General features: G+C 76.4%; 7 protein-coding genes. 1 reads left to right on the top strand and 6 read right to left on the bottom strand.

The genetic code is table 11. The features are described 5' to 3' along the window. Nucleotides 1-53 precede the first annotated feature (53 nt). Complete coding sequence (locus ACFQ8Y_RS04025) at nt 54-1,379, bottom strand: ABC transporter substrate-binding protein (RefSeq protein WP_430548909.1); 1,326 nt, start codon at nt 1,377-1,379, stop codon at nt 54-56. 208 nt (nt 1,380-1,587) lie between these two features. After that, nucleotides 1,588-2,109, bottom strand: coding sequence for a DUF2505 domain-containing protein (locus ACFQ8Y_RS04030; protein ID WP_430548910.1), 522 nt, complete (start codon nt 2,107-2,109; stop codon nt 1,588-1,590). A 63-nt stretch (nt 2,110-2,172) separates the two neighbouring features. Between ACFQ8Y_RS04030 and ACFQ8Y_RS04035 the strand changes: the two genes are divergently transcribed. Next, a complete protein-coding gene (locus ACFQ8Y_RS04035) occupies nt 2,173-3,651 on the top strand; it encodes a sensor histidine kinase (protein WP_430549037.1) in 1,479 nt (492 codons plus the stop codon). A 109-nt stretch (nt 3,652-3,760) separates the two neighbouring features. Here ACFQ8Y_RS04035 and ACFQ8Y_RS04040 read toward each other — a convergent pair whose 3' ends face one another. The 4 genes from ACFQ8Y_RS04040 to ACFQ8Y_RS04055 form a co-directional block, all read right to left on the bottom strand. Continuing rightward, the gene (locus ACFQ8Y_RS04040) at nt 3,761-4,009 is read right to left on the bottom strand and encodes a WhiB family transcriptional regulator (RefSeq protein ID WP_166849954.1); all 249 of its coding nucleotides are present in this window, start codon (nt 4,007-4,009) and stop codon (nt 3,761-3,763) included. 262 nt (nt 4,010-4,271) lie between these two features. Then, on the bottom strand, nt 4,272-8,888 hold the full coding sequence (locus ACFQ8Y_RS04045; RefSeq protein WP_430584675.1) for an FtsK/SpoIIIE domain-containing protein: 4,617 nt from the start codon (nt 8,886-8,888) through the stop codon (nt 4,272-4,274). A gap of 57 nt (nt 8,889-8,945) precedes the next feature. After that, nucleotides 8,946-11,582 carry an ABC transporter permease gene (locus tag ACFQ8Y_RS04050; RefSeq protein ID WP_430584676.1) on the bottom strand — a complete coding sequence of 879 codons (2,637 nt, stop codon included), beginning with the start codon at nt 11,580-11,582 and terminating at the stop codon, nt 8,946-8,948. Then, nucleotides 11,579-12,373 carry an ABC transporter ATP-binding protein gene (locus tag ACFQ8Y_RS04055; protein WP_430584677.1) on the bottom strand — a complete coding sequence of 265 codons (795 nt, stop codon included), beginning with the start codon at nt 12,371-12,373 and terminating at the stop codon, nt 11,579-11,581. Before ACFQ8Y_RS04055 ends, ACFQ8Y_RS04050 begins: the two co-directional genes overlap by 4 nt. Nucleotides 12,374-12,438: the final 65 nt, after the last annotated feature.

The raw sequence follows: 12,438 nt of genomic DNA on the forward strand, positions 1-12,438 counted from the left end.
GTCTCGGCGGGCCCGCCCGGCGGTGCGGCGGGGGTCAGGGACTGGTCAGGGGGTCAGAGCCCGAGCGAGGCGTACTCGTCGAGGGCGCCCTGCCAGCTCTTCTCCGCGTCGTCACCGTTGAGGTCCACGCGGTTGAGCGCGTTCTGCACGGCCGTGTGGATCGCGAAGTAGTTCTTGCCCTTGAACGGGGCACCCTCGATCGCCTGGGCGCGGGCCGAGAAGATCGGGCCGACCGGAGCGTCGTTGAAGAAGTCGTTCGTCGAGTCCTGCACGGCGTCGGACGCCTGGGCGTCGAGCTGCGACGGGAACGTGTTGGCGTTCTCGTACGCCTGGGTCTGGACCTCGGGCGAGGTCAGCCAGGCAGCGAGCTCCTTGGCCGCCGCGGCGTTGTCGCCGGAGGAGGGGACGGTGAGGAACGAGCCGCCCCAGTTGCCGCCGCCGCCCGGGAAGACGTCCGCGACGTCCCAGCCCTCGACGCCGCCGGCGTTCTGCTCGATCGACGCGGTCATCCACGGCGGGCAGAGCATGGTGGCCCAGGCGTTGTTCTGGAAGCCGGCGACCCAGTCGTCGCCCCACTGCTCGAGGCCCGCGGACAGGTCGTCGTCCACGGACGCGGTCAGGACCTGGTCGTACAGGTCCTTGATCTCCTGGTTGGTCTTGAGGTCCTTGGGGTCACCCGTCGCCGGGTCCTCGTAGGCGCCCTCGAGCTGGTTCACCATGCCCTGGTACGTCGGCACCGCGCCGTCGAACCAGGCCGAGTCCGACTTGGCGACGAACTTCTTGCCGGCCTCGAAGTAGTCCTCCCACGTGGCGTCCGCGCCACCGAGAAGGTCGGCGACCTCCTCGCGGTCGGTCGGCAGGCCGGCCTTCTCGAAGAGGTCGGCGCGGTAGCAGATGGCCTCGGGGCCGATGTCCGTGCCGTAGCCGATGAGCTTGCCGTCGGGCGTCGTGGCCTGCTGGACCTTCCAGTCCACCCACCGGCCGTCGAGGGCCGGGTCGCCCAGGTCCTCGAACAGGTCGGGGAACTGCATCAGCTCGGGCAGCCAGTCGACCTCGATGCCCTCGATGTCGGCGAGGCCCTCGCCGCCGGCGGCCAGCTTGGTCGTGAGGTTGTTGCGCGCGTCCTCGGACGTCGCGGCGGTGACCTGCTTGACCGTGACGTTCGGGTGGTCCTCGGTGTACGAGGCGAGGAGCTCGTCGGTGTACCCGAACTGGTTGAAGGTGGCGACGGTCAGGGTGATCTTCTCGTCACCGGAGGCCGCGTCGTCGCCGTCGTCCGAGCCGCCGCAGGCGGTCAGGGCGAGGGCGAGGGTCGCGACGCCGGCGGTCGCCGCGACGACGCGACGGGTTCGGCGGGTGGGTCGGGTGCTGCTGAGCACGGTGACTCCCTTGTCTGGGTCGGGCAAAGACGGAGGTTTGGTAGCGCTCCCACCTCCATGGTGGTAGCGCTCCCACGGCCAGGTGATGATGCTGGCCGTCGGTGGTGACGAAAGTCAAGCCCGCTGAGGGCGTCGATGCCGTTCTGTGACGGAGCGCGCGCCGTCTGTGCAGGTCAGGGGCTTGCGCGCCGAGCGCGTGTCCGGATCGTTACCCGTCTTCACCCGGTCCGGTCGACGCCGCGAGCCACTCCTGGCCGGCCGCGCCCTCGGCCTCGAGGGTCGAGCGGACCGCCCGGGCGGCGGCCTCGGCCACCGCGGCGCCGAACAGGGGAACCGTCGCGCGGACCTCGCCGTCGTACACCTGGCGCGTGCCGCCGTCCGCCGTCGACTCGAGGCGCACCGTCCCGGTCACCCGCACGGGTGCCCCGGCGATCTCGACGGCGATGGTCCCGGTGCGCAGACCGCCGGAGGGGGCCTCCCACACCTCCGCCTGGCGCACCTCCAGGTGGTCGCCGACGAACGGTCGCACCTGCGCGGGGATGAGGTCCGTGGGCAGGGTGCGCCGCACCGCGATGGTGAAGCCGTCGGCCGGGCTGCCGGTCACGTCCGCCTGCTCGACGCGGCCGCCGGGGCCGCGCAGCGCCCGCCAGCGGATGAACGCCTCGTCGGCGAGCATCGCGACGACGGCGTCCGCGTCCGCCGCGTAGGTCAGCTCCACGGTCAGGTGCACGAGGTCACCCTACCGAGGCGGGGGCGGGGGGAGAGCGCCCGTAGGCTGGTGGGCGTGTCCGCCATGAGTGACCTCATCGCCCAGAACGCCGACCTCTCCGAGGAAGACGCCGAGTGGCTGCACCTCCTCGTGGGCGACTGGCAGCTCGTGTCCGACCTCGCCTTCGCCGACCTGGTGCTGTGGCTCCCCACGTCCGACGGCGGCTTCGTCGCGCTCGCCCAGTGCCGCCCGTCCACCGGGGCGACCGTGCACTACGACGACATCGTCGGGTCGTTCGCGCCCGACGGGCAGCGTCCGCAGCTCGCGGCCGCCATGACGGAGGTGCGCGCGCAGCGCTCCCGCGAGCCGCGCTGGTTCGGCGCCTACGCCGTCCGCGAGGAGGCGGTGCCGGTGGTGCACGACGGGCGGCCGATCGCGGTCGTCGCGCGGCAGACCAACCTGGGGTCCGGGCGCACGCCCAGCCGGCTCGAGCTCAACTACGTGGAGTCGGCCGACGACATCCTCGCGATGATCGCGCGCGGCGAGTACCCCGCGACCAACGCCGCCACCGGGCCCCGCCGCGGCGCACCGCGCGTCGGCGACGGGCTGATCCGCCTCAACTCCGAGGGCGAGGTGCTCTACGCCAGCCCGAACGCGCTGTCCTGCTTCCACCGGCTCGGGGTCATCGGGCCGCTCGTCGGGCAGTCGCTGGTCGAGGTGACCGCCGACATCGTGCAGTACCAGGACACGGTGGACGAGTCGCTGCCGCTGGTGGTCATGGGCCGCGCGCCGTGGCGCACCGACATCGAGGCCAAGGGCGTGGCGCTGTCCCTGCGCGCACTGCCGCTCACGGACCACGGGCAGCGCATCGGCGCGGTCCTGCTGTGCCGCGACGTGTCCGAGCTGCGCCGTCGTGAGCGCGAGCTCATGACCAAGGACGCGACCATCCGCGAGATCCATCACCGCGTGAAGAACAACCTCGCCACCGTGGCCGCGCTGCTGCGGCTGCAGGCCCGCCGGATGGACGTGCCCGAGGCACGGGCCGCGCTGGAGGAGGCGATGCGCCGGGTCGCGACCATCTCGATGGTGCACGAGTCCCTGTCGCAGACCCTCGACGAGAACGTGGAGCTCGACGGCATGCTGAGCCGCGCGCTGCGGCTCGCCGCCGACGTCGCCTCGACGCGCACGCAGGTGCGCACCCGCCAGTCCGGGTCGTTCGGGATGGTGCCCGCCCAGGACGCGACCCCGCTCGCGCTCGTGCTCACCGAGCTCGTCACCAACGCCGTCGAGCACGGCTTCCCCGGCCGGGAGTCGGGCAACGTCGAGATCGACGTGCAGCGCGACGGCGCGTCGATGCGCGTGGTCGTCGCCGACGACGGCGTGGGGATGCCGGAGGGCATCGCGAGCCTCGGCCGCGCGTCGCGCAGCGGCCTGGGGTCGCAGATCGTGCAGACGCTCGTGACGAACGAGCTGGGCGGCACCATCGACTGGGAGGCGCGCGAGGGCGGCGGCACCCAGGTGGTGCTGGAGCTGGAGCTGCGCGACGGCCAGGCGCCGCGATAGAGAAGCTCCGCGCGAGACGCAGAAGGCTCCCCGCACGAGAAAGGGGGCGGACCGCAGGCCTGCGGTCCGCCCCCTCTCGCGGGGAGCCTTCTCCGTCTCGCGGAGGTGCTCAGCCGGCGCGGCGGGCGCGGGCGGTACGGCGCTTGAGCGCGCGGCGCTCGTCCTCGCTCATGCCGCCCCAGACGCCGGCGTCCTGGCCGGACTCGATGGCCCACTTCAGGCACGTGTCGACGACGTCGCAGCGACGGCACACGGCCTTGGCCTCCTCGATCTGCAGGAGGGCGGGGCCGGTGTTGCCGATGGGGAAGAAGAGCTCAGGGTCCTCGTCGAGGCAGGCGGCCTTGTGGCGCCAGTCCATGTCATCTCCTCGGTGCAGGGGGACCTGGTCCGTCAGAGGGGCGCGCGAGGGCGCGCCAAACCGGGTCCGGTGGGTGGGGGTTGATCTGCCGTCCAGCGTCACACCTCGTGAAGCGCCGCACAAGGGGTTACGTGAAAGTTTCTCCTGCGTGAAGCGTGAGTGCTTCATCACACTGTCGTGAAACCGCAGGTCGCACGTATTCTGACGTGTCATGCGCGCTTCTGTCACCCCCTCGTCCGACGCCGACGGTGTCCCGGAGGGCTCACGCCCGCCGGGCCTGAAGGTCGTCGCCGCGGGAGTCGTGATCGAGGCCGTCCTCCTCGTGGGCGGGGCCCTGCTGGTCGGGGTCGAGCTCGTCCGCGGCGCCTCTCACAGCGTAGCCGTGAGCGTGTTCCTCGTGCTCTTCTTCCTCGGGCTCGCGTGGCTGCTCGTCGGGTCCAGCCGAGCCCTGTGGGCGGGGCGTCACGGCGGCCGGGCGCCCATCGTGGTGTGGCAGATCATGCAGGGCCTCGTCGGCGTCAGCCTGCTCACCGCGGGCGTGCTCTGGGCGGTGCTCGCCGGCCTCGGCCTGCTGCTCGTCGCCGCCACGGTGCTCGTCGCGGTGATGTCGCGCCGGGTCGTCGAGTCGACGTCCGGCTGAGACCGCCGGGGCCGGGTCCGCGTCCGCCGGCCTGGCCACCTGCACGACCCGTACCCGCCCCGCCTCCACGAGCGCGCCGCGCCCCGCACGAGCCGGTCCGGGGTCGACGGCGTCCGCGAGCGGGACGCCCCACAGGTCGTCCGCCCCGCGCTCGCCCGGGTGCAGCACCACCCCGGTGCGCCGCGCGCGGAGCTCGGCGAGGGCGCCCCGGTGCGCCAGCGCCGTCCCCGTCGAGCTCGCCGCCGTCACGAGCGCGAGGCCGGTGCCGTCGGTCAGCGCGGCGATCCGTTCCGCCTCGAGCGGGTGCTGCTGGGCGAGGACGTCGAGGTCGTCCACCACGAGCACGTCGTGACCCCGGTGCGTGACGGCGGCGTGGTCGACGAGCCCTTCGCCGGTCGCGCGGCCCGTCAGCCCGTCCTGAAGCCCGTCGAGGAGTCCGGGCAAGGACGCCGGCGACGGCGCCACGGCCGGCGCGTCGCCGGCGTCGCGGCGCAGTGCGGCGTCCCGCGAGACCACGCCGGCCAGCCGTCCCGCCGCCGCCAGCCGTCGGACGACGAGGCGCAGGACGGTCGTGCGGCCGCTGGCGCGCGGTCCGGTGACGAGGGCTCCCTGCGCGACGTCGAGCGCGACCGGGGCTGCCGCGTCGCCCCCGATCCCGACCGGGACGAGGAGCGCGCCGCCGTCGGGCGGGTCGGCGGCGCGGTGGCGGGGCCCGCGCCCGGGCGCCGGGGCCAGATCGGCCTCCTCGACCGTCGTGGGCAACGGCCGGACCCGCAGCGGCGCAGGGGTCGCGCGTTCCGTGCGGCCGCCGGGACCGGCGTCCGGGACGGACGGTTCGCCCGGCAGCAGGACCTGGCACAGGACCGGCTCGCGCGCGAGCCACGCGGCGCGACCCGCGAGCCCGCCGCGTCCGGCCAGCCCCGACGGCGCGCCGAGGAGCACGTCGGCGTGCGCCTCGCTGCCGAGCAGCACCAGCCGCGGCCCGACCCGCGCGGCGAGCCCGCCGAGGGTCGCGCCGTCGGACGCGAGCGCGAACGCGACGCCGACGGCGGCCAGCGCGCGCACCAGCGGGTCCCACGGGTCCGGCCCGGCGAGCGCGGTGCGCAGCTCCTCGACGCCGTCGACCACGACGAGCGTCCGCGGCCGTGCGGGCACCGCGTCCGCCGCCAGCAGGCGCAGCAGCCGTGCCGCGCGCCGGGGCGACGCGGGGCCGGCGAGGGTGCCGAGGCCCGGGTGCCCCGTGAGGGCGGTGTACCGGGGGAGCGCGGCGGCCGGTGCCAGCACGTGCACGTGCCAGCCCTCGTCCAGCGCCGCCCCCGCCAGCGTCAGGAGCGTCGTCGTCCTGCCCGAGCGCGCCCGTCCCACGACGCCCAGGTGCCCCGTGTCCGGGTCCCAGCGCACGACGGTACGGCGCTGGCGGTCGGGGTCGTCGCCGAGCGCGAGGCGGAGGCCGGCGGAGTCGTCGTCGACCTCGGGGAGGTCCCGCGCCCGGACGCGGCCGGGCAGCGGGGGCAGCCACGGCGGGGCGCCCGGGCGGAGTCCGCGCGCGGCGGCGGCGTCCACGCAGGCGTCGACGAGCGTGCCGACGCAGCACGACCGCGCGCCGGCCTCCGCGAGGCGCTCGTGCGGGTCCGGCCCCGACGGTGCGGCCGCGGGCGGCGTCCCCCAGGCCGGGGCGTGGCGCACCCGGCCCTCGGGCGTCGTGGGGTGCCCCGCGGCGTGGGCGCACTGGAGCGCCACCGGGGGTTCGGCCCCGCGGCGCAGGACGGCGCGCCCCGGCGTGCCCGGCAGGATCCGGGCGGCCGCGGGCGTCTCGACCACGTCGAGCGAGTCCGCGGCGTCCACGACCCGCAGCGCGAGCCGCGCCGAGACGTTGGCCCGCACGTCGGCGCTCACGGCGCCCGCGGGCCGTTGCGTCGCGAGCACGAGGTGCACGCCCAGGGAGCGCCCCTGCGCCGCCACGCGCAGCAGGCCGGGCAGGAAGTCCGGCAGGTCGTCGGCGAGGGCGCGGAACTCGTCCACCACCACGACCAGCCGCGGCGGGGCGTCGGGCAGCCCCGGGGGCAGGGCGGCGAGGTCCGCGACCCCGTGCCGGGCGAGGACGCGCTCACGCCGGCGCAGCTCCGCCCGCAGACCGGCCAGGGCGCGTCCCGCGAGCCCGGGGTCGAGGTCCGTGACCTGGCCGACGACGTGCGGCAGCCGCCCGCACGCGCCGAACGACGCGCCGCCCTTGAAGTCGACGAGCGCGAGCGCGACGTCGCGCGGGGACCGCCGCGCCGCGAGCCCCAGCACGAGCGACTGCAGCAGCTCGGACTTGCCCGCTCCCGTCGTGCCGGCGACCAGCAGGTGGGGGCCGTCCGCCACCAGGTCGAAGGTCACGGGGCGGCCGCGGGCGTCACGCCCGAGCGGCACGGCCCAGCCGGCGGCGGTGTCCCAGGCGGGGCCGGGGTCGGGCCGGCCTGCGAACAGGTCGACCAGCGGGACGGCGGCCGGGAGCCGCGGGTCGGTCGGGTCGCCGTCGTCGCCGGGCCCGACCACGTCGTCGTGACCGTCCGCCGAGTCCAGCGCGCCCAGTGACCGTCGCAGGCCCGCCAGGCCCGCGACGAGCCGCGCGGCCTGCTCCGCCCAGGCCGGGTCGACGCCGACGAGCGGGCCGGCCGTGGCCGAGCCGTCGGGCGCGGCCCTCCGGACCCTGCCCGCGCGCACCCGCCACGTCGTGCGGCACCACGACGGCACGGGCGCCCCGTCGGGCAGGCACAGCAGCACGGCGCCGCCTCGCGCGAGCACGTCGTCGGGTCGCCCGACCGCGGCGAGGTCGGACACGTCGGGCACGTCGACGACGAGCAGGGGCGGGCCGGCGGTCGGCAGCCAGCGGCACCACGACCAGGCGTCGAGCGCCCCGACGACCTCCACCGCCGCGCCCGCCGCGGCGAGCTCGGCGACCACCGACCGTGCGGCCGCGAGCACCTCCGCGCGCGGCCCCACCACGGCGACCGAGCCGTCGGGGACCAGCCGGGCGAGCGCACCGGCCGCCACCCCTCCCGCCCGGCGTCCACGACCGGAGGTCCCGGCGCCGGCGCCCCGGGGTGTCGTCCCCGCGAGGGGGCCGCCGGCGCGGGCCCGGGACGCGGCCCGCGCGCACGCGTCGTCCCACGCGCCGTCGGACGCCTGGTGGGCCGCGACCAGCCGGGCGAGCAGGGGACCGGGGGCCTCGCCCACGACGCGGGGCGGCGCCGCACCGGGCTCCGGCGCTCCACCGGGCACGTGGGCGGCGGCCGGGCCGCCCGGGGTGGGCGACGCGCCGGCCCCGCCGCGGCGCCGCCGTCGCGCGGCGAGGAGCTGGGGCACGAGGGTCGCGACTCCGAGCAGGGAGAACAGCGCGTAGGCCGGCTGCCGCAGCACCGCGGCGAGGACCAGCGAGCCCACGACGGGCAGCGCCGCGGTGGCGAGCATCCCGGCGCCGGGCCCGGACGGCGACGCGCCCTCGGCGGCCTCGGCACGGCCGGGGGTGGCGTCGAGCCAGGCCGCCACGGTGCCCGAGCGGTGCAGCGTCCACGAGCGCGTCCCGTGCGGTCCGGTCACCTCGAGCACGCCGCCGGGGCGCCAGCGGCGCGGCCGACGCCCCACCGCCCGCGGACGCCGTCGCGCCGGGCCCGTCCCGCGGACGAGCCGCGCGGTCGGGCGCGGCCCGCGGGCACGCCCGTCGCCGGACGGTGGCGTACCGCTCCTCGCGCCCGGGGACGCCGTCCTGCCCGTGCCGCGACGGGTGCGCCGCACGGTGACACGGTCCGGCCGCCGAGGGTCCGCGCGCACCACGACGCCGTGCTCGGGAGGCGGGCCGGCGTCGTCGGGCAGCGCCGTCGACGTGCCCGGTGAGAGGGCGACGGTCGCCCCGGCGGCGGGGCCGTCGGCGCGGGCGGCGAGCCACGGCCCGTCGAGGATCGCGGCCGCCGGGCGGGCGGTGTCGTCGCGCAGGGCGACGACGGCCCCGGGCAGGAGCGGGCGGTGCCCGACGACGTCGTCGTCGGACACGAGGACGCCGCCGGCGCGCACCGGGACGTGCCGCAGCTCGGGCCGGCGCAGCAGGTCGGCGAGCCCGGCCCGGCACGCGCCGAACGGCAGCCCCGCGGGCAGGAGCACGTCCTCTCCCGGGCGCACGGTGACGCGGACGTCGCCCGCCCGCCCCCGGCGGAGGCCGGGCGCGGGGACGACGAGGGCGGGCACCGCGGAGGTCGACATGACCTCCAGGGTGCCCGCCCGGGACGGCCGTCGCGGACGGCCTGTGGACAACTCCCGCTACTCGCTCGCCAGCGCCTCCACCGGCGAGGTCTTCACCGCCGTGCGGGCGGGGGCGACGGACGCCACCAGCCCCGCCACGGCGGCCACGACGAGCATCACCAGCACGTCGCGCCACGGGACCACGATGACGGGCGTGCCCGCCCAGCCGAGCGCCGCCGCGGCGCCGGCCCAGCCGTAGACCAGGCCGAGCAGCACGCCCAGCACGGCGCCCACCAGCGCGATGAGCAGGCCCTCGACGGCGAGCATGCCGCGCAGCTGGCCCTTCGACAGGCCGATCGCCCGCAGCGTGGCGGACTCCCGGCGTCGCTCGATGACCGACAGCGACAGCGTGTTCGCCACGCCGATCAGCGCGATCACGACCGCCGCCGCGAGCAGGCCCACGACGATCCCCAGCGCGGTGTCGATCACCTGCTGGAAGCCGGCGCGCTCGACCGCCGCGCCCATGACGTCGGCGGGCGCCTCGGTGTCGGCCACGGCGTCCTGGATCGACGGCACCACGGAGGCCGCGTCGGACGGGTCGTCGAGACCCACCCACAGGCTGGTCACCGGGGCGTCGGGGTCGAGGGCGGACAGGTCGTCCGGCACCACGACCAGGCTGCCGTCGGCGAGGTCGGTGACCGCGGCCGTCACGTCGAGCGACCCGTCCGGGCCGGTGAGCGTGAGGGTCTGGCCGTCGTCGACCCCCCAGACGTCGGCGACGTCCTCGGGCACGACGACCGTGCCCTTCGCGAGCGGCGCGACCGTCTCCGTGCTGCGCATCACCGACGCCGCGTCGTCCGGCGTCACGCCCCGGACCGTGAGGGCGAGGCCCTCGTCCACGCCGTCGCCGGTGACCGTGGCGGCCGTGGCCGGGGTCTCGACGACGCGGGAGACGCCGGTGACGTCGCCCACGGTGCCGGCGAGCGCCGACGGGACGGGGGTCACGGCGGAGTCGCCGGCGGCGACGCTCGTCGGGTCGCTGGACAGGTCGGTCGAGACGGTGACGTCGACCGGGTAGCGAGAGTCGAGCTCGGAGTCCATCGTCACGCGGGCGCTCGCGGCGCCCGTCGACATCATCCCGACGAGGGTGACGCCGATGAGCAGGGCGGTGGACGTCGCCGCGGTGCGGCGCGGGTTGCGCAGCGTGTTCGCGGCCGCGAGCCGCGCCGTCGGGCCCGACGCCCCGACCAGGCGACCGGCGAGCGCCACCACGCGGGGCAGCCAGAACACCGCGCCCACGAGTACGCCGACGAAGGACAGGACACCACCCGCGAGGGCGACCAGGAGTCCGGTGGTGGGCTCCTGGCCGACCGTGCTCAGCGCGACGCCGCCGCCCAGCAGGGCGAAGCCGATCACGGAGACGAGGATCGACAGCACCAGGCGCACGCGGCCGGCGCCGCGGGCCGCCGACGGCGCGTCGGCGGGGCGGAGCGCCTCGAGCGGGGCCACGCGCGTCGCGGCCCGGGCGGGGGAGAGCGCCGCGACCAGCGTCACGAGGGTGCCCACCGCCAGCGGGATGAGGACGACGGCGGGGGTGATCGTGACCGTCGCCGGCAGCGGGACGCCCAGGTCCATGCCGCGGCCGATCGTGAGCGCGGCCTGCGCCAGCCCGACGCCGGCCACCAGGCCGACCGCGGAGGACAGCAGACCCAGCACCGCCGCCTCGAACAGCACGGACCGGCGCAGCTGGCCCTTGTCCGCGCCGACGCAGCGCAGCAGGGCGAGCGTGCGGGTGCGCTGGGCGACCAGCACCTGGAACGTGTTCGCGATGACGAGCGCGGCGACGAGCAGCGCGACGGCCGCGAAGACCAGCACGAACAGCGTGAACATGACGTTCTCGCCGCCGGTCATCTCGCTGGCGACCGCCTCGGCGTGCTCCTCGGGCGTCACGACCTTGAGGTCCGCGGTGTCGGCGCCCGACGTCGCGGCCGCGTTGGTGAGCGCGCCGGTGATGGCCGTGCGGGCCTGCTCGACGTCGGCGGGGTCGTCGAGGGTGACGAGCACGGTCGTGGGCTCGAGGACCTCCTCGCCCGGGGCGTAGAGGTCGGCCTCCCAGCCGGAGACGTCCGACGCGGGGGCGACGGCGGCGCCGCCCTGCATCGAGTACGCGCCGAACGGGTCGGTGAGCGTGCCCGACACGGTGAGCTGCTCGCGGACCTCGGTCCAGGCGTCCTCCTCCGAGCTCTGGTCGCCCTCGAGGACGTTGCGCACGAGGGTGACGGTGTCGCCCGGGGACGCATCGAGGCGCTCGGCCACGTCGACCGGCAGCGCGATCTCGCCGGAGGCCCCGGGCAGCGCGCCGTCGGCGACCTCGAGCGGCAGCACGCTCGTGTCCGTGGGCTCGGCCAGCACGCCCTGGTAGATGGTGCGGCCGCCGGACTCGAGCTGCTGGTACGTCATGAGCTGCGGGTCGGCCGTCGCCACGCCGTCGGCGCCGCGCACCGCGTCGAGGGCGGCGTCGTCCGCGGGGACGCCGCGGACCACGAGGTCGGCGCCCGTGAACTGGGCGGCGATCGAGTCGTAGGTGGTGCGGGTGATGACGTTGCCCGCCACGAGAGTGATCGCGACGAACGCGGTGCCGATGACGATCGCCAGGCCGGCGGCGGCGAGCCGGCCGGCGCTGCGCCGCATCTGCGACAGGGTGAGGCGGATCATCGCGAGGCCACCGTCCGCAGCGCGTCGAGGCCGGCCAGGGCGGACTCCGGCGTCGGGTCGGTGATGTCGCCCGCGATCTTGCCGTCGGCGATGAGGACGACGCGGTCCGCGTACGCGGCGGCCGCCGGGTCGTGCGTGACCATGATGATCGTGCGGCCGAGCTCGCGGACCGAGCGGCGCAGGAAGCTCAGCACCTCCGCGCCGGAGCGGGAGTCGAGGTTGCCGGTCGGCTCGTCCGCGAACACGACGTCGGGCTGGGCGATGAGGGCGCGTGCGATGGCGACGCGCTGCTGCTGGCCGCCGGACAGCTCGCTGGGGCGGTGCGTGAGCCGCTTGCCGAGGCCGAGGGTGTCGACGAGGGTGCCGAGCCACTGCTTGTCGACGGTGCCGCCGGCCAGCTCGACCGGCAGGGTGATGTTCTGCTCCGCCGTGAACATCGGCAGCAGGTTGAACTGCTGGAACACGAAGCCCACGCGGGTGCGCCGCAGCGCGGTGAGGGCCTTGTCGTTCAGCCCGGTCACCTCGGTGGAGCCGATGAACGACTGCCCGCTCGTGGCCGAGTCCAGGCCGGCGAGCAGGTGCATGAGGGTCGACTTGCCGGAGCCCGACGGGCCCATGATCGCGGTGAAGCGGCCGGCCGTGAAGTCGACGTTGACGCCGTCCAGCGCGCGCACCTGCGCCTCGCCGCGGCCGTACGTCTTGGTCAGGGCGCGCGCCCGCACGGCCGGGGTGACGGTCGGTCGGGCTGCGGTGCCCTCGTCGGGGATCGGGACGTACACGGTCGTGTCCACGGAAGCTCTCCGGTGTCTCGGGGTGGTGGCCCGGGAGCTCCGTGGAGCACTCGGACCAGGACACC

The organism is Isoptericola sp. NPDC056605 (genome assembly GCF_042792795.1).
Lineage (GTDB): Bacteria > Actinomycetota > Actinomycetes > Actinomycetales > Cellulomonadaceae > Isoptericola.

What these genes read in the sequence shown, in the direction of transcription:
- ACFQ8Y_RS04035 (WP_430549037.1), top strand. Translation starts at nt 2,173, where the DNA reads ATGAGTGACCTCATCGCCCAGAACGCCGACCTCTCCGAGGAAGACGCC.
- ACFQ8Y_RS04040 (WP_166849954.1), bottom strand. Translation starts at nt 4,009, where the DNA reads ATGGACTGGCGCCACAAGGCCGCCTGCCTCGACGAGGACCCTGAGCTC.
- ACFQ8Y_RS04045 (WP_430584675.1), bottom strand. Translation starts at nt 8,888, where the DNA reads ATGTCGACCTCCGCGGTGCCCGCCCTCGTCGTCCCCGCGCCCGGCCTC.
- ACFQ8Y_RS04050 (WP_430584676.1), bottom strand. Translation starts at nt 11,582, where the DNA reads ATGATCCGCCTCACCCTGTCGCAGATGCGGCGCAGCGCCGGCCGGCTC.